Raw genomic sequence first — 20,856 nt, 5'->3', positions numbered from 1 at the left:
ATAATGTTAATTTTTAGCACATAACGCCACAATGCTTTCAATCAGTTGATTTGATAGCGGTTCCATCAACCTGGCATCAACAGGCAGATACCACCAGTTATTCTGCGCAAAGGCGCGACACTTTACGGCGTCCTTTTCCGTCATTAATAGTGTCTGTTCATCCTTGGTAAGCGCTTGGAGTTGAGTGAGCTGATAAGGCTGGTGATCGGCAAATGCCACATTATTTACGGTGATAACACCTTGCTGTTTTAATGTGGTAAAGAAACGAGGAGGATGACCAATACCAGCCATAGCAACAACATCTGTCAGTTGAGACGCCATACGGTGCTCACCGGAAACTAAATTAACTGCTAATCCTGGCTGTAAGGACATCGCAATTTCACCCGATTGAGCATGACCACCATTAGTGATGACAGCGTCAACACTATGCAAGCGTGATTCTCGCTCACGCATTGGCCCCGCAGGTAGCCAATGGCCATTCCCAAAGCGCCTTACACCATCAATGACGACAATTTCAAAATCACGCTGTAGAGCATAATGTTGTAATCCATCATCGGTGATGATCAAATCCAACGAACCTTCGGCGAGTAAAGCTTTAACGGCATCAGAGCGAGCAGGAGAAACCGCAACAGGCGCCCCGGTACGTTGATAAATCAATACTGGTTCATCACCTGCCCGATCGGTCGTGGTAGTTTGATCAAGCACTAATGGGTAGCGCTCCGCTTTACCACCGTAACCGCGAGACACCACGCCAACCCGGATGCCACGACGCTGTAAATGTTCAACTAGCCAAATAACAACCGGCGTTTTGCCGTTACCGCCTGCGGTGAGATTTCCCACAATCACAATAGGTAGCGGCGCACGCCAGCTTTTTTTCAATCCAAGTCGATAGCAACCGCGTAATATCCAGGTGGCCAAACCATACAACCATGCCAGCGGCAATAGCAGCAGGTAAAGTAAGGATCGGCCAGACCAGATACGCTCAATCATTGCCCAAACTGCATCCGATGCAATTGCGCGTAAGCGCCGCGTTGCTCCAGCAAATCAGAATGGGTACCACGCTCGACAACACGGCCATCTTCCACAACCAAAATTTCATCAGCGCTTTCAATGGTCGAAAGACGGTGAGCAATGACCAGGGAAGTACGGTTTTTCTGCAGCTCGTCTAGCGCAGACTGAATAGCACGTTCGGATTCTGTATCCAGCGCAGAGGTCGCTTCATCAAGGATCAGTACCGGTGAATCACGTAACAAGGCACGAGCAATCGCAATACGTTGGCGCTGTCCACCGGACAACAACACACCATTCTCACCAATAACCGTGTCTAACCCGTGATCCATTTTACTAATAAAGTCCATCGCATAAGCCATAGTCGCGGCTTTCTCGACTTCTTCACGGGTATAAGTTTCATTACGCGCATAGGCAATATTGTTGGCAATGGTGTCATTAAACAAATGCACGTTTTGTGACACTAATGCCACCTGATCGCGCAATGACGATAAAGTGTATTCACGTAAATCGTAGCCATCCAATAGAATTTCGCCTTTCTGGATGTCATAAAAACGCGTTAAAAGGTTAGCAATTGTCGATTTACCAGAACCAGAGCGCCCAACCAAGGCAACAGTTTTACCCGCAGGAATACTGAAAGAGACATCTTTCAATGCAGGTACATCTCTGTTGTTATAGGAGAACGTGACATCACGAAACTCGATATCACCTTTCGCACGAGCAATAGTTCGAGTTCCTTCATCCTTCTCCTGTTCCAGATCCAAGATGGTGAACAGAGTTTGGCAGGCCGCCATGCCGCGCTGGAATTGGGCATTAACGTTAGTTAGTGACTTCAATGGACGCATCAATGCAATCATTGATGAGAAAACAACAGTGATGCTGCCGGCAGTCAGAGTATCCATAACAGATGGGAAGCTCGCCGCATAAAGTACAAATGCCAATGCTAATGAGGCAATCAACTGGATGATAGGGTCAGAAATAGAAGAGGCAGACACCATTCTCATTCCCTGCTGACGCATGTGATTGCTCACTTGGTCAAAACGCTCGGTCTCGACTTTCTGCCCACCAAAGATCAACACTTCTTTATGACCTTTCAGCATCTGCTCGGCGCTGGTTGTCACATGCCCCATGGTGTTCTGCATCGTTTTGCTGATATTACGAAAACGCTTGGAAACCAAACGCATAACGATAGATACAATCGGGGCAATGACGATCAAAATAACTGACAGCTGCCAGCTATAGTAAAACATCATGACAAATAAACCGATAATCGATGCGCCTTCGCGCACAACGGTAACCAGTGCACTAGAAGACGATGAAGCAACCTGCTCTGAATCGTAGGTAATACGTGATAGCAGTGTTCCCGTCGATTGTTGGTCAAAGAAGGAAACAGGCATTCTCATCATGTGACCAAACAGACGACGACGCATCTGCATAACCACTTTACCGGATACCCAAGAGATGCAGTAACTAGAGATATAACTACTTACCCCGCGCACCAGCATCAAGCCAATTACTGCCAGCGGCATCCAAAGCAATATTGAGCGGTCTGCTTTACCAAAACCGTCATCAAGCAAAGGCTTCAATAGCGATAGCATGAGGGTATCACCAGCAGCATTAACCACTAGTGCAATAGCCGCAGCAATAAGCCCGGCTTTAAAAGGCGTGATCATCGGCCAGAGGCGACGGAATGTCTGCCAGGTGGAGAGATCTTTATCATTCATCATGCAATTAACCAGCAGTGAAATAAACAGCGGCCTATTCTACTCATTATCATCTCCAACACCAAACCACTGGTGATACCAACGAGGCATTAATTCACGCCTCAGACCTTTAATTAACCAATTGTCGTCGAAAAAATACACAGAGAGCTGTCCTGAGTGCGATGTATCGTACCAAGGGATGCGATTTTTCTTATAAAATTGTTTCACTTTTTCTGCTGGCAGGTGCCAGACATTGAATCGTGAAGCAGACGCAATAGCAACATTGGGGCGAACTGTCCGTAAAAAAGGCCCGGTTGATGATGTATTACTGCCGTGATGCGGCACCTGTAATATCGTCGAGCGCAGTCGTTGTCCATATTGCATTACTAGCTGACTTTCTGTCTTTTTCTCAATATCGCCGGTAAGTAACACACTAAATTGACCATCCGTGACGCGTACAACACAGCTATCATCATTGCCTGCACGAAGCGGCTGACGAGGGGGCCAAAGCACATCAAACTTAAGGTTCTGCCAATGCCAGACTACCCCTTGTTTACAGGGTAAATTACCAAGGAAAGAAGTGTGGAGTTTTGCCTGCGGATAAGCCGCGTGAATAATTTCCGTTCCGCCGTTATGGTCACGATCGCTATGGCTAATGACGATATGTTCCAGACTGATGTTTTTCCACCGTAGATAAGGCAAAATTTGATTTTCAGCCTGTGAACCAGTCTCCCAGCGGTCTCCTGTATCGTAAAGCACTCCTCGCCCATTTTTGGCTATCAATATCGCCAGACCGTGGCCGACATCCAGCACATCGACTCGCCAGTTCTCTTTTTCCGCGCTGGTTCCATAAACTCCAGCAAGCGCCAACGTTGTCATCACCGCAATAGGATGAGAACCGAGCCATCCCATTCGCCATACAATGACCAAAGCCCAACCTAAAATACTGACTCCCAGCGTTGTTGATGCCACATTCAGCCAATATCCCTTAAAGACAAAAACACCGCTAAAAGCCAGGGCTAATGTGCGATCGGAAAGCCACCAGCAAAGATTGATCAATGATGAAAATACAATATCTGGCAGAGTATTTAGCAATAAAGCAAATAATATCAATGGTATTGTCAGTAGCGAGACGATAGGAACCGCCCACAAATTAGCAAAAAAAGAGAGCGCGTTGATTCCATGAAATATCCATATCTGCATCGGCAATAATAGGATGGTTGTCGCTATCTCCAAATGTATCCAACGTACCCATCCCCAATACCAGCTTCTGCTGAAAAATCGCGGTAAGGGAGCCCACTGAAACCAAAAAATTAACCCGGCAACGGCAAAACAAGATAACCAAAAACTATCAGAGATCACCGCCAGCGGGTCACCTAATAATAGTAATGCCACCACCCACAGCCACACCTGCCATGAATGGCAACGTAACTTAAGTAGCCGCAACATGATCCATACCGAGATCGCCAGAGCAGCACGCACTGCCGGTGGATTCATGCCAGATAACCACGTGTAATAAAGCGCCGCCATCCAACTGATCACAATCGGAAAGCGGTAATCAATCCACTTTGATGGCAATAGCCGTTGTATGCCGCGCGCCAGCACCCAGCCGATAAACGCAGCAATACCTATATGTAACCCGGCAATCGCCATCAGATGCGCCGTTGCGGTCTGACGTAATGCTTGATTAAGCGATGTATTAACTAATGACATATCGCCAAATGCCAAGGCAATGATCACCGATGCATAAGGTCGTTCTGCCAGTTGTTGCTGTATTTTAGTCACGACCCTCTGACGCCCAGAACACCGACCGTCAATGAGCTCAGCGGAACGAATACGGCCGCTGAGCGTAAAGCGATTGGCAACCGCCCATCTTTGCCCATCAAATCCACCGCTATTTAATTGGCTGTGCATCGGGCGAAGGTCGATTTTCATATGCCAACGCTGACCAGCACAAAATGGCTGATTCAACTTCTCACTAGAAGCCATCACGCCAATGGGTGGGAAAATACGCTTACCATTGAGTTGATATAAAACTAAACGCAAATGCTGTCTGTCTGGCGTTGGTAATACAGGAGCTTGTAATTCTGTGCTTTGTAAATCCGTGGTTTGAGCGTTAGGTGTTTGCAACGTTAGTGGATGTAGGTTTAACGTTTTAATCGTAACAATCGCATCTTGATTGCTTCCTGATAACACCCTGGTTTGTTGCAGTAAAAAATGACCGTTAGCCGTTGCCCATAAAAAACCGAGCGAGGCAAATAACAGTAGGCGCGAATATGGATGAGGATACAGAGCAACAATCACAGCGATGGTGAGTATCAATAGGCAAAACATTAACCCTGGAAGCGTCGGCATTATCATCAGGGGCAAGATTCCAACGCAAATAGCTGCCGCGCATTGGCTGAGTGATAATTTGATAGGCATAGTCCTTTAAAATAGAGACAAATGGCGTCCTGCCACGTTCAATGTTTTAAAGTGTTGATTAAATAGGGTTGGTTAACAATGAGACAAATGAAAGGTGTCGAGGCTTCTCGCAAAGATTTATAAAATGCCAAAAAAAACGGTGCCGATTAAGGCACCGTTTTATGTCGCTATAGGCAGACATTTATGTCAGGCAACAGCCTTAACCATAAATGTTCGCGCGATCGCGTAACTCTTTACCTGGCTTGAAGTGAGGAACGTATTTACCTTCCAATTCAACTTTGTCACCAGTTTTTGGGTTACGCCCAACACGCGGAGCACGGTAGTGAAGAGAAAAACTGCCGAACCCGCGGATCTCGATACGCTCACCATCGGCTAGAGTTCCAGCCATATGTTCAAGCATCTCTTTCACGGCATCCTCAATGGCTTTCGCCGGTACATGAGAGTGCTGTCCTGCAAGTCTTTCAATAAGTTCAGACTTGGTCATATAACCTCCAAGCTTTGCAGCTAAACTACCGTATAGGAGCAGCAACGCTGCTCCCCGTTATTACTCGCCTTTTGCCGCTTTGAATGCTTCAGCCATAGCGTTAGAGAAGTTGTTGCCTTCTTCTGTTGGTTTGTTGTTAACCACAGCGATTGCATCTTTCTCATCTGCTTCGTCCTTAGCACGGACGGACAGGCTTACAACACGGTTCTTACGGTCAACACCAGTGAATTTAGCTTCAACTTCATCACCAACGTTCAGAACCAGAGTTGCGTCTTCAATACGGTCGCGAGAAGCTTCAGAAGCACGCAGGTAACCTTCTACGCCGCCTGCCAATTCAACTGTAGCACCTTTAGCGTCAACTGCGGTGACTTTACCAGTAACAATAGTACCTTTCTTGTTCACAGACAGGTAGTTGTTGAATGGATCTTCAGCCAGTTGTTTCACGCCCAGGGAGATGCGCTCACGTTCTGCGTCAACTTGCAGGACCACAGCTGCGATTTCGTCGCCTTTTTTGTAGTCACGAACTGCTTCTTCGCCTGCAACGTTCCAGGAGATGTCAGACAGGTGAACCAGGCCGTCGATGCCGCCGTCCAGACCAATGAAGATACCGAAGTCAGTGATAGACTTGATTTTACCTTCAACACGGTCGTTCTTGTTGTGGGTTTCTGCAAACAGCTGCCATGGGTTAGATTTGCACTGTTTCAGGCCCAGGGAGATACGACGACGTTCTTCGTCGATGTCCAGAACCATAACTTCAACAACATCACCAACGTTAACAACTTTAGATGGGTGAATGTTCTTGTTAGTCCAATCCATTTCAGACACGTGAACCAGACCTTCAACGCCTTCTTCGATTTCTACGAAGCAGCCGTAATCAGTCAGGTTAGTTACGCGGCCAGTCAGCTTGGTGCTTTCTGGGTAACGCTTAGCGATAGCGACCCAAGGATCTTCGCCCAGCTGTTTCAGACCCAGAGACACACGGGTACGCTCACGGTCAAATTTCAGAACTTTAACAGTGATTTCATCGCCTACATTGACGATCTCGCTTGGGTGCTTAACGCGTTTCCAAGCCATATCGGTAATGTGCAACAGGCCGTCAACGCCGCCCAGATCAACGAATGCACCGTAGTCAGTGAGGTTCTTAACGATACCTTTAACTTCCATGCCTTCCTGCAGGTTTTCCAGCAGTTGATCGCGCTCTGCGCTGTTCTCAGACTCAATTACTGCACGACGAGAAACAACAACGTTGTTGCGTTTCTGGTCCAGCTTGATGACTTTGAACTCAAGATCTTTGCCTTCGAGATGCAGCGTGTCGCGAACCGGACGCACGTCAACCAGTGAACCTGGCAGGAACGCACGAATACCGTTCAGCTCAACAGTGAAACCACCTTTAACTTTACCGTTGATAACACCGGTAACAGTTGCAGCTTCTTCGTAAGCTTTTTCCAGCATCAGCCATGCTTCATGACGTTTAGCTTTCTCACGAGACAGCAGAGTTTCACCGAAGCCGTCTTCAACAGCGTCCAGCGCAACATCAACTTCGTCACCGACCTGAATTTCCAGCTCGCCCTGTGCGTTTTTGAATTGTTCTGCCGGGATTGCAGACTCAGATTTCAGACCGGCGTCAACCAGTACTACGTCTTTGTCGATAGACACAACAACACCACGAACGATGGAACCTGGACGGGTTTCGATTGTTTTTAAGGATTCTTCAAAGAGTTGAGCAAAAGATTCAGTCATATTGATAATCTTTAGTTTCTTAAGTTTAACGTCCATCTGGCATCCTGCTCGATGGGGTTGTTTCAAATGCCCCGCTACAATCCTTGCGGCGAGGTTAAAAAAACTATAGCTAAAACAGGCGCTGAATCATTATTCAGTGCCTGTTTCGCAGCAGATCAACGCGGAAGTTTCGGCGGTAATCCTAAAATCTCAGTGGCATGTTCCAACGCACGTTCAATGACAACGTTGATAGACATACTGGTTGAATCCAGCAGCAACGCATCAGGTGCGGCAACCAAAGGGGCGATAGCTCGATTTCGATCCCGGTCATCCCGTTCTTTGATCTCGGCTAAAAGCCGGTCAAAGTTAACACTAAAGCCCTTCTCCTGCAACTGTAGCATGCGTCTCTTTGCGCGTTCTTCTGCGCTGGCATCGAGAAAAATTTTAACCGGGGCATCAGGGAAGACCACTGTTCCCATATCGCGACCGTCTGCAATCAAGCCCGGCATGTCACGAAAAGCCCTTTGACGACGCAACAGCGCCTCACGAACACGAGGGAATGCGGCTGCTTGTGAAGCCGTATTGCCCACGGTTTCAGTGCGGATCTCATTGCTGACATCCTCACCTTCTAAAATCACTTTTAACTGCCCATCTTGAGCGACAAAACGAACATCGAGATGTGCGGCTAGCGGTACCAATGACTCTTCAGAAGCAATGTCGACTTGATGGTGCAATGCGGCCAATGCCAACACGCGATAAATAGCACCAGAATCCAGCAAATGCCATCCAAAGACCTCAGCTAGTGCTTTACATAGCGTACCTTTTCCCGCGCCGCTAGGCCCATCAACGGTTATCACCGGAGCTACAGGCATTATTTTCTCTCCTTTCGGTGGGGAAACCCCTCATCATTAACCCAATGGGATGGATTCAGCGGCAGTATTATACGCCACTGTTAGGATAACTGTTACCCCAGAGCGCTTTGGATGCAGAAAATATCCTCCGACACAGCGGAAATAGCACCTTAAGTACGGCGAGTTGAAAAATTGCCCAGCGTTCATTGCCATATATCACTCTAAATCGTAAAACTTAGCATTAACAATAAATTACTTAGTCATATACCCTTATCATCCGATATGAAAAAGGCCGCTGTCGCGGCCTTATATTTCAATCGAGCATTACCGGTTCAACTCAAGCCAGCGTGCTGATTGACGCTAAACGCTCAAAGTAGTCAGGCACAGTTTTTGCGGTGCACTTAGGATCTAAAATCGTCACTGGCGTATCTGACAGCGCCACCAGCGAGAAACACATCGCCATACGGTGATCGTTGTAAGTACCAATTTCTGCAAAGGTCAACGTGCGCGGTGGTTCAACACGAATATAATCTTCGCCCTCTTCCACTGTGGCCCCTACTTTGCGCAGTTCAGTCGCCATCGCCGCTAAACGATCGGTCTCTTTCACCCGCCAGTTATAAATATTGCGCAGCGTCGTTGGCCCTTTGGCAAACAGCGCGGCAACAGCGATGGTCATTGCAGCATCAGGGATATGGTTCATATCCATATCAATACCGTTTAATTCACCACGGGAACATTCAATATAATCGTCAGACCAGGTGATTTTTGCACCCATTTTCTCCAACACATCAGCAAACTGAATATCGCCCTGCATGCTGTTTTTACCAATACCGGTGACGCGAACTGTGCCGCCTTTGATAGCAGCAGCGGCCAGGAAATACGACGCCGAAGACGCATCGCCTTCAACCAGATAATTACCCGGAGATTGGTAGCGTTGCTGACCACGCACATTGAATTGCTGGTAATTTTCGTTGATGACTTCCACACCGAAGGTTTTCATCAGATTCAGCGTGATATCGATATACGGCTTGGAAACCAAATCACCTTTGATGCGGATAAACGTATCTGAGGTTGCTAATGGCGCAGTCATCAGTAACGCAGTCAGGAACTGGCTCGATACGCTACCATCAATGCTGATTTCACCGCCGACATAGCCACCGTGCAAATGTACCGGCGGGTAATCTTCCTGCTCAAGATAATCAACCTTGGCACCACCTAAACGCAATGCATCGACCAGATGACCAATTGGGCGCTCTTTCATGCGCGGCTCACCGGTAAGGATCACATCCTGCTGGCCTAAACAAAGCGCCGCAGCCAAAGGACGCATCGCCGTACCCGCGTTACCTAAAAATAATTCGAGTGCATTAGCCTGCGGAAAAATACCGCCCAGCCCATCAATTTCACATTCGGTACGCGTCGCCGACAAACGGTAGGTTACCCCTAATGCTTTCAAAGCATTAAGCATATGACGAACGTCATCACTGTCCAACAAGTTGGTCAGACGCGTCGTTCCGTGAGCAAAAGCGGCTAACAATAGCGCTCGGTTTGATACGCTTTTAGAACCGGGTAAATTGATGCTCCCGTTAACTACGGCAACGGGTTGTAAGGTCAGGGCTTCCACAGCGTCTCCATCTTTTCAATTAGCGTTACTAACAAAACAATACTTTCCATACCCAATAAACTTCAAGATGCAGGTAGGCGGCAAAGCAACCCTACAGCTTGAAATATGGCGGGTATAATAAAATAACCCCGGTCAGTTGCCGGGGTTGAATCGATAATTCTCATTATATGAAAATCATCGTCTTATACCATTCAATACTTAACCGTGGCGTTTTTCGAAATCAACCATAAAGTCGGTCAGTGCTTTTACACCTTCGAACGGCATCGCGTTATAAATCGATGCGCGCATACCGCCAACAACACGGTGACCTTTTAGCGCATGTAAACCGACGTTCAAAGATTCTTTCAGGAAGAGTGCATCCAGCTCAGAATCAGCCAATTGGAATGGAACGTTCATCCAAGAGCGGTTAGAGGCGGCGACTTGGTTGCGATAGAAATCGCTACTATCGATAGTGCTATACAGCAGCTCGGCTTTCGCCTGGTTACGTTTTTCAATTTCACGCAGACCACCCTGCTCTTTCAACCACTTGAACACCATGCCAGACAAATACCAGGCAAAGGTCGGTGGCGTATTGAACATGGAATCGTTTTCCGCCAATACACTGTAATCCAGAATTGAAGGCAGCGCGCTATTGGCTTTGCCCAGCAAATCTTCACGTACGATAACCAGCGTCAGGCCTGCTGGGCCGATGTTTTTCTGCGCCCCCGCGTAAATCACACCAAAACGGCTAACATCGATAGGACGGGACAAGATGGTCGATGAGAAGTCAGCAACGACGACTTTATCGCTAAAATCAGGCGTTTCATCAATGGCAATACCATCGATGGTTTCGTTCGGGCAGTAATGCACATAAGCCGCATCTTTGCTCAGTTTCCACTCGCTCATTGGCAACAAGCCGCGCTTGCCATCAATGGTGGTCGTGACGTCAATCACGTTCGGCTTACAATATTTTTGTGCTTCTTTAACCGCGCTGTGCGCCCAGTAACCGCCGTCGATATAATCAGCCGTCGCTTTGTCACCCAGCAAATTCATTGGTACTGCAGCAAATTGCGCACGTGCGCCGCCATGGCAAAACAGTACTTTGTAATTGGAGGGGATATTCATCAGTTCGCGAATGTCTCTTTCAGACTCTTCTGCAACCTGCATAAATTCCTTACTGCGGTGACTGATTTCCATCACCGAGGTGCCAAGACCGTGCCAATTACACAACTCTTGCTCGGCACGACGTAATACTTCGGCAGGTAACATTGCCGGACCAGAACTAAAATTATAAACCTGAGTCATTTCCCCTCACCACTTTGCTGAATAGCCATTTGCTTGAAAGCTGATTTGTTTTTGCATCTTTATTCTATCGGTTTTATCACTCGACACCTCGCGCTGCAACGGTTATTCGTTATCAGTTTTGCAACCAAGTTATAACCTGCCAGAATGCAGGGTTTTATGACGATAAGATTACTGACATGAATACGTGGAGATAGTGCATAAAACCCCGTATCATTGCGCGTTTTTAGAACGCACAAAAGTGAACTCAATGACGCAAACGTTTATCCCTGGTAAAGACGCGGCACTGGAAGTCTCCATTTCCCGTTTCCAGCAAAAACTCACCGACCTCGGCTTTAATATTGAAGAAGCCTCATGGCTCAATCCAGTTCCTCATGTCTGGTCTGTTCATATCCGTGACAAGGATTGCCCGTTATGCTTTACCAATGGTAAAGGGGCCAGTAAAAAAGCGGCATTGGCTTCAGCATTGGGCGAATATTTTGAACGTCTGTCTACCAACTATTTCTTCGCCGATTTCTATTTGGGCCAGGAAATTGCCAATGGCGATTTCGTTCATTACCCGAATGAGAAATGGTTCCCGATCCCAGCCGACGACAGTCTGCCAGAAGGTATCCTCGATGAGCGCCTGCATGCGTTCTACGATCAAGATCAAGAACTGACCGGCAGCGACCTGGTTGATTTGCAGTCTGGCAATGCCGATCGCGGCATTTGTGCCCTGCCATTCACCCGTCAATCAGATTTGCAGACCGTTTATATTCCAATGAACATCATTGGTAATCTGTATGTTTCTAACGGCATGTCAGCAGGTAACACCGCTAACGAAGCACGAGTTCAAGGTCTGTCAGAAGTCTTTGAGCGTTATGTTAAGAACCGCATCATTGCCGAATCTATCAGCCTGCCAGAAATTCCTGCTGATGTTTTGGCTCGCTACCCGAGCGTGGTTGAAGCGATTGCCAAACTCGAAGAAGAAGGTTTCCCAATCCTTTCTTATGATGCGTCTCTTGGCGGTGAATACCCGGTTATCTGCGTCGTGCTGTTCAACCCAGCCAACGGTACCTGCTTCGCTTCATTCGGTGCGCACCCTGATTTCGGCGTAGCGCTTGAGCGTACTGTTACCGAGCTATTGCAAGGCCGCAGCCTGAAAGATTTGGATGTCTTCACTGCACCGACCTTTGATGATGAAGAAGTGGCCGAACACGCCAATCTAGAAACTCACTTTATCGACTCAAGCGGCCTGATTTGCTGGGATCTGTTCAAGCAAGATGCTGATTATCCGTTTGTAGACTGGAGCTTCAGTGGCACCACTGAACAAGAGTTTGCTACGTTGATGGCTATCTTTGATAAAGAAGATGCTGAAGTCTATATCGCCGATTATGAACACTTGGATGTATATGCATGCCGCATTATTGTACCTGGCATGTCTGACATCTACCCTGCTGAAGACTTGCTGTTAGCGAACAACAGCATGGGCGCACATTTGCGCGAACAAATTCTGGCGCTCCCGAACAGTGATTTCACCCCAGAACAATATCTCGAGATGATTACTCAACTTGATGATGAAGGTCTGGATGATTTTACCCGTGTACGCGAATTGCTGGGCATTGCCAGCGGTAAAGACAACGGCTGGTACACGCTGCGCGTAGGTGAACTTAAATCCATGTTGGCGTTGGCTGGTGGCGATCTCGATCAGGCATTGACCTGGGCCGAGTGGGCGCATGAGTTCAACGCATCGGTATACAGTGATGAGCGCAATAACTATTACCGTTGCCTGCAAACACTATTGCAGCTGGCATTGGAGAGCGAGCGCGAGCCTGCACAATACTATTCTGCTTTCGTGAAAATGTATGGTCAGGAAGCGGTTGAACGCGCTTCTGCCGCTATCAGCGGTGAAGAACGTTTCCATGGCCTCTTCGCTGTTGACCCAGAGCTGAAAGCATTGCCAGCCCATCAGGCTCTGCTAGGCGCTTATGAGAAGCTGCAGGCGGCAAAACGTCGCCATTGGGCTAAAGCGTAATTACCACTGTATAATTAATACCCACCGGCGCGCATTGCGCCGGTTTTTTCAACATTATTTTCTAGCTAGCTTCCCGCATCATTCTTTAGCATAAAATAACCGCAAAAATTGCCGTTTTACCCTTTCTTATTGTTCTTTTAATCAGCATTTCCATTTAAAACATTAAACTTTACATGCAAAGATTAAAAAATATTTATCAATTTAAAATCAATTGGATATAATCATTTTTACTCAATTTGAGTTAGGGTTTTTACTATAATTATCTAGCGAAATGATCCAAATCAATTTCTCTACTATAGTGCTTTGTTAGTATCAGTCGTGCAGTGCATAACCCTTAAGAGAGAGTTAATGTGAAAGCTGACAACCCCTTCAATTTGTTATTACCGGCAGCAACAGCGAAAGTCGCTGAGGATGCAGGCGTTTATAAAGCAACAAAACAACCATTAAAAACGTTTTATCTGGCGATCACCGCAGGCGTCTTTATTTCTATCGCTTTTGTTTTCTACATTACAGCGACAACCGGAACCGCCGCAGTGCCATTCGGTTTGGCAAAATTGGTAGGTGGCATCTGTTTTTCTCTCGGCTTAATGCTGGTGGTAGTCTGCGGTGCGGATCTGTTCACCTCTACCGTATTAATTGTCATTGCTAAAGCCAGCGGCAGAATAAGCTGGGGGCAATTAGCCCGTAACTGGCTCAATGTTTATTTCGGTAACCTGGTTGGCGCTCTGTTTTTTGTTGGTCTGATTTGGTTTTCCGGCATGTTGATGACCGCTAACGGCCAATGGGGACTCAATGTTCTGCAGACTGCCGATCACAAAATGCACCACACCTTTATTGAAGCCGTGTGTCTGGGCATTTTAGCGAATTTAATGGTCTGCCTGGCGGTGTGGATGAGTTACTCAGGACGCACGCTAATGGATAAGATGTTTGCGATGATCCTCCCGGTGGCCATGTTTGTCGCCAGCGGTTTTGAACACAGCATCGCGAATATGTTTTTAATCCCATTAGGCATTACCATCAAAAGTTTTGCCGCCCCAGAATTTTGGCAGGCCGTTGGTGCTACGCCTGCACAGTTTGCACAGCTTAATATCAGCAACTTTATTTTCGACAACCTCATTCCCGTCACGCTAGGGAACATTATTGGAGGCGGTCTGCTAGTAGGTCTTACCTACTGGATTATCTATTTACGCGATGAGCAACCGCAGCATTAATCATGCTCTCGCCCACTATTCAAAACGATTTAAAATTAGCCACAATAAGGTAGGTAAAATATGTCTAAGCTAAATGAAAAACTGACTAACGCATGGCAAGGTTTCAGCGCTGGCGACTGGCAGAATGAAGTTAACGTTCGTGACTTCATTCAGAAAAACTACACCCCTTATGAAGGTGACGAAGCATTTCTGGCAGGTGCAACTCAGGCGACCTCTACACTTTGGGATAAAGTGATGGAAGGTATCAAACTGGAAAACAGCACCCACGCCCCGGTTGATTTTGATACCGATGTTGCCTCTACCATTACTTCTCACGATGCAGGCTACATCAACAAATCTTTAGAACGTATCGTGGGTCTGCAAACTGACGCGCCTCTAAAACGCGCGCTGATCCCGTTTGGCGGCATCAAAATGGTCGAAGGTTCATGTAAAGTTTATGGCCGTGAACTCGACCCACAATTGAAAAAAACCTTCACCGAATATCGTAAAACCCATAACCAGGGTGTATTCGATGTTTACACCAAAGATATTCTAAACTGCCGTAAATCAGGTGTGTTAACCGGTTTGCCGGATGCTTACGGGCGTGGCCGTATCATCGGTGACTATCGCCGCGTCGCCTTGTACGGTATTGATTACCTGATGGCTGACAAATACGCGCAATTCCAGTCTCTACAAGAGAAACTGGAAAACGGCGAAGACCTGGAAATGACTATCCAACTGCGCGAAGAGATTTCAGAGCAATACCGTGCATTGGGCCAGATGAAAGAGATGGCAGCAAAATACGGTTACGATATCTCTCTGCCAGCTAACGACGCACATGAAGCGGTACAATGGACTTACTTCGCTTATCTGGCAGCAGTGAAATCACAAAACGGCGCGGCTATGTCATTCGGACGCGTGTCAACCTTCCTTGATGTGTTCATCGAGCGCGACATTAAAGCCGGCAAACTGACCGAAGAACAGGCTCAAGAACTGATTGACCACTTGGTCATGAAACTTCGTATGGTGCGTTTCCTGCGTACCCCAGAATATGATGAACTGTTCTCAGGTGACCCAATCTGGGCGACCGAATCTCTGGCTGGGATGGGCGTTGATGGCCGTACTCTGGTCACCAAAAACAGCTTCCGCTTCCTGAACACCCTTTACACTATGGGTCCATCACCAGAGCCAAACATGACCATCCTGTGGTCTGAAAAGCTGCCGTTAAACTTCAAAAAATACGCGGCTAAAGTCTCCATTGATACCTCATCTGTACAGTATGAAAACGATGACCTGATGCGCCCTGACTTTGACAACGATGACTACGCTATCGCTTGTTGCGTCAGCCCGATGATCGTCGGTAAACAAATGCAGTTCTTCGGTGCTCGCGCCAACCTGGCAAAAACCATGCTATACGCGATTAACGGCGGCGTGGATGAGAAGTTGAAAATCCAGGTTGGACCAAAAGAAGCGCCAATGATGGATGAGGTGCTGGACTACGATAAAGTGATGGCGCGTATGGACCACTTTATGGACTGGCTGGCAACGCAGTATGTGACTGCACTGAACTGCATTCACTTCATGCACGATAAATATAGCTACGAAGCGGCCTTGATGGCGCTGCACGACCGTGACGTTTATCGCACCATGGCCTGTGGTATCGCAGGTCTGTCTGTCGCTGCCGACTCACTGTCTGCCATTAAATACGCTAAAGTCAGCACCATTCGTGACGAAGACGGCCTGGCCGTTGACTTCAAAATCGAAGGCGAGTATCCGCAGTTTGGTAACAACGATTCCCGCGTTGATGATATCGCCTGCGACTTGGTAGAACGTTTCATGAAGAAAATTCAGAAACTGCGCACCTACCGTAACGCGGTCGCGACTCAGTCTGTACTGACCATTACTTCTAACGTGGTTTACGGTAAAAAAACCGGTAACACTCCAGATGGTCGTCGTGCTGGCGCACCATTCGGACCAGGTGCTAACCCAATGCACGGTCGTGACCAGAAAGGCGCGGTTGCCTCTCTGACATCTGTCGCTAAACTGCCGTTTGCCTACGCGAAAGATGGTATCTCTTATACCTTCTCTATCGTGCCAAACGCGCTGGGCAAAGATGACGAAGTGCGTAAAGCTAACCTGGCGGGTTTGATGGACGGTTATTTCCACCACGAATCTTCAATCGAAGGCGGCCAACACCTGAACGTTAACGTGATGAATCGCGAGATGCTGGTCGATGCGATGGAAAACCCTGAGAAATATCCTCAGTTAACTATCCGCGTATCAGGTTACGCCGTGCGCTTTAACTCGCTGACCAAAGAACAGCAAAAAGACGTGATTACCCGTACCTTCACCAAATCTATGTAATCACCGAGTAATATTGACCAGATTGTGGTCTGGTCAATATTATCATGCTAAGGCCTCACGTCGGTGGGGCCTTAATTTTTTGGCGGCGGAGTTAGGTTGAACCAGGCATAGGACAAATTGGGGCACTTTAGCGGCTAATATCGCTACGTCTCCAACGCAGTATTCTCCCTAATAACGAGCTTTATTAGTCCGCTTTCTTGGTACTTAATTATTTTGGGGCTATTAAGGAGCAAATTGGCTAGGCATCTTTAAAATCAAAATCTCCTTCGACCTTTATCACCCCAGCTTCTGTTTATTATTAACGTTCTATTACCACTGAATCAGCTCATTGCTCTGGGCTATATTCTGAAAATGCGCAGAAAGAGAGAGGTATCATTTTAGCTGTTATGCCCCGTTGTTATACTCCCCACCCAATAGGCACATACTTGATAAGGAATACTGCATGCTCGTGCAGGAAACAAAGGATGGCAGTTTACGTTTAATGACGCCGGGGGAAATTTCTATGGCGCAGGAGATATACAAAGGCGCCATTGAATACTACAAAGTGTGGGTCCACAAAGGCAGCTACCTCCCCTTTGGTTTACAAAACAAAAAACAAGCGATGACACCCAGCGGTGAAATTTACTTTCGTGATGATTATACTCCCGATTTTTCTAGCGCAGCCATTAGACTTAAACACATATTCATTCATGAATTAGCGCATGTTTGGCAACGCCAGCAAGGAATGAATGTTAAGACTATAGGTTTGTTCAGTTGGGCTGCTGACTATGACTATAAGTTAGAGAATCGCTCTCTCAGCAGTTATGGAATGGAACAGCAGGCTCAAATAATTGCGGATTATTTTTTGCTAACTCAGCCCAATGGGCGCGCTAGCTGGGATGATCTTAGCTTTTGTAAAAATGGTGCAAATTTTTCAGACGCGGAACTTTTAAAAAAATACAAAAAGATGCTGGCAGTATTATGAAATTTTATAAATTATTTACTACCTTGCTATTTTCATCACTGTTAGGCGGATGCCATCTCCTGGGCGACTATATCCCTCCGGACGAGACAACCACCGTCACTAAAACGGACAATGGCCTATGTTTTGCGGTTCCCAACGCCGGAGATTATCGCCCTGCGACCATAAGAATTAGGCCGAGAAATTCGCCTGAAGGAACGGGGTTCTCGCGGCTAATGCCAGCCTTGAGCATTAACAAAGGAGCGCTTTGTATTGCTGATTCTTATTACTCATTCCCTCCAAACGGTGATTTCATCGTAAATTATTCACTACGTTCACCAACTAAACAAAGAGAACGCCGATTTGTTGTTGTCGTGTTCAACATGGTCAATGGAGAACCACACTTGCTTAAACCGCGTCACGATGAAGCACCTTTATTACATGGGAATTAAGGAATCAGCGCGTAATGCACTGTTGCAGAAATAAGAATACATAGTAATCACATAATGAAAAAATATAAAAATTTGATGACAGCTATCATCTTATCGCTACCAGACTTAGCAACCACGCCCCATTAACCAGCCAGTCCCTCCTCCAATAAAGTTGACAAAAAATAACCAAAACTCAGCAAATGTTAATCGATATCAAGTCATTGTGAGTAGGATGTTTAGTATAATTATTGATATCAGGGAATAGCATAACCATTGCCCAACAATGGGTCTTGCCAGCGAAGTGCTGAAGGCGTTGATCTCCGTAAACCGGGAGGTGCAACGTAACAGTCAACAGCCCAGCCTCGCCGCATAGATTCACCACATATTTTATGTTGATTCAGGGTAATATGATTCCACTGCAACTATTATTAGGACATTCCAGCGCGCACAAGCGTTGGCTTTTGCTCATTGACGGCGGATTTTTATAGAGCGCCGTTGCGTTCTATCCGCTGAGTGGAGTGTCCATATTATGTCCAGATTCCAACACTTTTAGGACGAGTAACACATTATGAGCGATATAAACGATCTCATTATCCAGGAATTGCCCGTTGATGCAGGAGGCAATATACCCGTTAAAGGCCGCATCCACTCTTATGAATCCTGCGGCACCGTCGATGGGCCGGGGATACGCTATATTGTGTTCTTTCAAGGCTGTCTGATGCGCTGCATGTATTGCCACAACCGCGATACTTGGGATACCCACGGCGGCACCGAAGTCTCAGTCGATGATTTAATGAAAGAACTGGTCACCTATCGCCACTTTATGAATGCCTCTGGCGGTGGCGTCACCGCTTCTGGTGGCGAGGCTATCCTGCAAGCCGAATTTGTTCGCGACTGGTTCCGCGCCTGTAAAAAAGAAGGCATTAATACCTGTCTGGATACCAACGGCTTTGTGCGTCGTTATGAGCCAGTGATTGATGAGCTACTCGACGTAACCGACTTGGTGATGCTGGATATCAAAGAGATGAATGACGATATTCATCAGAAACTGGTAGGCGTGTCTAACCATCGTACTTTGGATTTTGCCCGTTATTTGGCGAAACGTAATAAACGTACCTGGCTTCGTTATGTTGTGGTTCCGGGTTGGTCAGATGACGATCAATCAGTGCATATGCTGGGTGAGTTCACCAAAGACATGGCGAACATCGAAAAAATCGAGCTGCTGCCTTATCACGAATTGGGTAAACATAAGTGGATTGCGATGGGAGAAGAGTACGGCCTGGAAGGGGTAAATCCGCCGAGCAAGGAAATTATGGACCGCGTAAAAGGCATCCTTGAAGGCTACGGCCACAAAGTTATGTATTAATTTGAATGCTAAAAACCCGGGCTACACCTATATCAGACAACTGATAAAGCCAGTTATTAGGGAGGCACACCGTTGGGGTCGTAGCAGCATTAGCCGCCGGAGCGCCCCTAGGTGTGCTATGTCCGGGTATTTCGATATTGCAAACGACTTAATCCCACTAACGGAGCCAACTGCCCCGTTAATGATAGATTTTTAAGCTGTCGCTACAGGCGTATGCTGCTGATCCGCCTTTCTCAGCAACATCACCAGATAGACCAGACATACCACTGCAATCATCACGAACAATGATTGGTCTGAATAGTTCTGCATCAACATCGCGGTCATCATCGGCCCAAGCAGACTGCCAATGGTATAACTCATTAATAGCGCCTGGTTCATACCCACTAACTCTTCGGCACTCACCTTCTCACAGGCCCATGACATTGCCACCGGGTAAAGGGTGAATCCTGCGCATCCGAGGATAAACAGCGTCGGCGCCATGGCATAACCGCCCAACATGGCGATACTGCACATAATGATCACAAAGACCTGAACACGCAACACCGCTAATCTACCGTAGCGGTCGGCCAATTTACCTACCGGCCATTGCCCGATAATGCCTGAACTGACCAACAACCCCATCCAATAGCCAACCGATGAATCACTCATTCCTCGATGGGTTAAAAACAGCGGCATCAGACCATAAAGCGAACCCAAAGCAATACCAGAAATAATGCAGCCATTGATGCCTAAACGCGCGCTGCGCAATTTAAGCATTGGCCAGACTGGCGTACGCGGCTGTGAACTGTCCTGATTAGCAATATGGGTCAGCATCAAAGGCAGCATAGCGATGATGATAAGCGCCGTTACCCAAGGTATGACGCTATAAAGCGTCGTGGGCACCACGCCCAGCATCATCTGGCCGACGACCGTACCGATATAATAGACAATCATATAAGCCGCCAGCAGCTGCCCACGATTTTTAACCGTACCGCTGCGCAATAAGGCACTTTCCACAATCACCCAAATCATCGCACAGCCAATACCAGCAATAAAACGCCACGTAATCCAACTGAAAAACGCCGAAGAGAAAGCCAACCCTGCGGTACCCACGGCAAAAAATAAACAGGCAATATAATAACTACGATTAAAACCAATGCGTTTTATCACGGCACCGGCTATCAGCGTGCCCACTAAATTGCCCGAGAAATAGGATGAGCTGACTAACCCGACTTTCCAGGTTGGTAATGCATCATGGCTTAACCATAACGGCACCAACGTGCTGAGGACAGCAATAGAGACGGTAAGCAGCAAAAGCCCACAGAGCAGGAAAAGCACTGGGCGAGAGTAAGCAGACATAGTGAAAGCGGCCAGAAAAGCATTGAAATTGCGCGCATAATGCCACTGGCGGATTAAAAGTCAATGAGGCGAAAACAGGCCTCGGCACAGGCTGCACCACGAAGATTTAAATAACTAATCAA

General features: G+C 47.2%; 15 protein-coding genes. 6 read left to right on the top strand and 9 right to left on the bottom strand.

Annotation, left to right across the window (positions count from 1 at the left end; translation table 11 throughout):
- Window positions 1–6 precede the first annotated feature (6 nt).
- From lpxK to serC, 8 genes are all read right to left on the bottom strand, one after another.
- Window positions 7–990, bottom strand: coding sequence for a tetraacyldisaccharide 4'-kinase (lpxK, locus tag ACL9RG_RS05790; protein WP_422791654.1), 984 nt, complete (start codon window positions 988–990; stop codon window positions 7–9).
- Window positions 987–2,735, bottom strand: coding sequence for a lipid A ABC transporter ATP-binding protein/permease MsbA (gene msbA / locus ACL9RG_RS05785; RefSeq protein WP_422791653.1), 1,749 nt, complete (start codon window positions 2,733–2,735; stop codon window positions 987–989). The genes lpxK and msbA overlap by 4 nt, the downstream gene beginning before the upstream one ends.
- A 36-nt stretch (window positions 2,736–2,771) precedes the next feature.
- On the bottom strand, window positions 2,772–5,072 hold the full coding sequence (locus ACL9RG_RS05780) for a DNA internalization-related competence protein ComEC/Rec2 (protein ID WP_422791652.1): 2,301 nt from the start codon (window positions 5,070–5,072) through the stop codon (window positions 2,772–2,774).
- Window positions 5,073–5,334: 262 nt separating this feature from the next.
- Complete coding sequence (ihfB, locus tag ACL9RG_RS05775; protein ID WP_422791651.1) at window positions 5,335–5,619, bottom strand: integration host factor subunit beta; 285 nt, start codon at window positions 5,617–5,619, stop codon at window positions 5,335–5,337.
- 60 nt (window positions 5,620–5,679) lie between these two features.
- The gene (gene rpsA, locus ACL9RG_RS05770; RefSeq protein ID WP_422791963.1) at window positions 5,680–7,359 is read right to left on the bottom strand and encodes a 30S ribosomal protein S1; all 1,680 of its coding nucleotides are present in this window, start codon (window positions 7,357–7,359) and stop codon (window positions 5,680–5,682) included.
- 155 nt (window positions 7,360–7,514) lie between these two features.
- Window positions 7,515–8,210 (bottom strand): (d)CMP kinase, encoded by a 696-nt coding sequence (gene cmk, locus ACL9RG_RS05765; protein WP_422791650.1) that lies wholly within the window; start codon window positions 8,208–8,210, stop codon window positions 7,515–7,517.
- A gap of 316 nt (window positions 8,211–8,526) precedes the next feature.
- Window positions 8,527–9,810, bottom strand: coding sequence for a 3-phosphoshikimate 1-carboxyvinyltransferase (aroA, locus tag ACL9RG_RS05760; RefSeq protein WP_422791649.1), 1,284 nt, complete (start codon window positions 9,808–9,810; stop codon window positions 8,527–8,529).
- A gap of 198 nt (window positions 9,811–10,008) precedes the next feature.
- On the bottom strand, window positions 10,009–11,094 hold the full coding sequence (gene serC / locus ACL9RG_RS05755) for a 3-phosphoserine/phosphohydroxythreonine transaminase (RefSeq protein WP_422791648.1): 1,086 nt from the start codon (window positions 11,092–11,094) through the stop codon (window positions 10,009–10,011).
- Between the two features lie 247 nt (window positions 11,095–11,341).
- On the opposite strand from serC, the gene ycaO reads away from it, so the two are divergent.
- The 6 genes from ycaO to pflA all read left to right on the top strand — a co-directional run bounded on the left by ycaO (window position 11,342) and on the right by pflA (window position 19,396).
- On the top strand, window positions 11,342–13,105 hold the full coding sequence (gene ycaO / locus ACL9RG_RS05750) for a 30S ribosomal protein S12 methylthiotransferase accessory factor YcaO (protein WP_422791647.1): 1,764 nt from the start codon (window positions 11,342–11,344) through the stop codon (window positions 13,103–13,105).
- Window positions 13,106–13,455: 350 nt separating this feature from the next.
- Window positions 13,456–14,316 carry a formate transporter FocA gene (focA, locus tag ACL9RG_RS05745; RefSeq protein WP_422791646.1) on the top strand — a complete coding sequence of 287 codons (861 nt, stop codon included), beginning with the start codon at window positions 13,456–13,458 and terminating at the stop codon, window positions 14,314–14,316.
- 60 nt (window positions 14,317–14,376) lie between these two features.
- The gene (pflB, locus tag ACL9RG_RS05740; RefSeq protein WP_422791645.1) at window positions 14,377–16,659 is read left to right on the top strand and encodes a formate C-acetyltransferase; all 2,283 of its coding nucleotides are present in this window, start codon (window positions 14,377–14,379) and stop codon (window positions 16,657–16,659) included.
- Between the two features lie 442 nt (window positions 16,660–17,101).
- Window positions 17,102–17,623, top strand: coding sequence for a type IV secretion protein Rhs (locus ACL9RG_RS05735; RefSeq protein ID WP_422791644.1), 522 nt, complete (start codon window positions 17,102–17,104; stop codon window positions 17,621–17,623).
- Complete coding sequence (locus ACL9RG_RS05730) at window positions 17,620–18,051, top strand: putative T6SS immunity periplasmic lipoprotein (protein ID WP_422791643.1); 432 nt, start codon at window positions 17,620–17,622, stop codon at window positions 18,049–18,051. Before ACL9RG_RS05735 ends, ACL9RG_RS05730 begins: the two co-directional genes overlap by 4 nt.
- A gap of 604 nt (window positions 18,052–18,655) precedes the next feature.
- Window positions 18,656–19,396: a pyruvate formate lyase 1-activating protein gene (gene pflA, locus ACL9RG_RS05725; RefSeq protein WP_422791962.1), complete on the top strand. Its 741-nt coding sequence runs from the start codon at window positions 18,656–18,658 to the stop codon at window positions 19,394–19,396.
- A gap of 192 nt (window positions 19,397–19,588) precedes the next feature.
- Here the strand turns inward: pflA and ACL9RG_RS05720 are convergent, their stop codons facing one another.
- Complete coding sequence (locus ACL9RG_RS05720; RefSeq protein ID WP_422791642.1) at window positions 19,589–20,734, bottom strand: MFS transporter; 1,146 nt, start codon at window positions 20,732–20,734, stop codon at window positions 19,589–19,591.
- Window positions 20,735–20,856 lie beyond the last annotated feature (122 nt).

The sequence above is a fragment of the Rouxiella sp. Mn2063 genome (assembly GCF_049319665.1).
In the GTDB taxonomy this organism is placed as follows: domain Bacteria; phylum Pseudomonadota; class Gammaproteobacteria; order Enterobacterales; family Enterobacteriaceae; genus JBMOUD01.
Note: the sequence above shows the minus strand (reverse complement) of the source record. Positions and strands in the feature narration are given on the sequence as shown.

What these genes read in the sequence shown, in the direction of transcription:
- ACL9RG_RS05735 (WP_422791644.1), top strand. Translation starts at nt 17,102, where the DNA reads ATGCTCGTGCAGGAAACAAAGGATGGCAGTTTACGTTTAATGACGCCG.
- msbA (WP_422791653.1), bottom strand. Translation starts at nt 2,735, where the DNA reads ATGATGAATGATAAAGATCTCTCCACCTGGCAGACATTCCGTCGCCTC.
- pflB (WP_422791645.1), top strand. Translation starts at nt 14,377, where the DNA reads ATGTCTAAGCTAAATGAAAAACTGACTAACGCATGGCAAGGTTTCAGC.
- ACL9RG_RS05730 (WP_422791643.1), top strand. Translation starts at nt 17,620, where the DNA reads ATGAAATTTTATAAATTATTTACTACCTTGCTATTTTCATCACTGTTA.
- ihfB (WP_422791651.1), bottom strand. Translation starts at nt 5,619, where the DNA reads ATGACCAAGTCTGAACTTATTGAAAGACTTGCAGGACAGCACTCTCAT.
- ACL9RG_RS05780 (WP_422791652.1), bottom strand. Translation starts at nt 5,072, where the DNA reads ATGATAATGCCGACGCTTCCAGGGTTAATGTTTTGCCTATTGATACTC.
- ycaO (WP_422791647.1), top strand. Translation starts at nt 11,342, where the DNA reads ATGACGCAAACGTTTATCCCTGGTAAAGACGCGGCACTGGAAGTCTCC.
- lpxK (WP_422791654.1), bottom strand. Translation starts at nt 990, where the DNA reads ATGATTGAGCGTATCTGGTCTGGCCGATCCTTACTTTACCTGCTGCTA.
- ACL9RG_RS05720 (WP_422791642.1), bottom strand. Translation starts at nt 20,734, where the DNA reads ATGTCTGCTTACTCTCGCCCAGTGCTTTTCCTGCTCTGTGGGCTTTTG.
- cmk (WP_422791650.1), bottom strand. Translation starts at nt 8,210, where the DNA reads ATGCCTGTAGCTCCGGTGATAACCGTTGATGGGCCTAGCGGCGCGGGA.
- serC (WP_422791648.1), bottom strand. Translation starts at nt 11,094, where the DNA reads ATGACTCAGGTTTATAATTTTAGTTCTGGTCCGGCAATGTTACCTGCC.
- rpsA (WP_422791963.1), bottom strand. Translation starts at nt 7,359, where the DNA reads ATGACTGAATCTTTTGCTCAACTCTTTGAAGAATCCTTAAAAACAATC.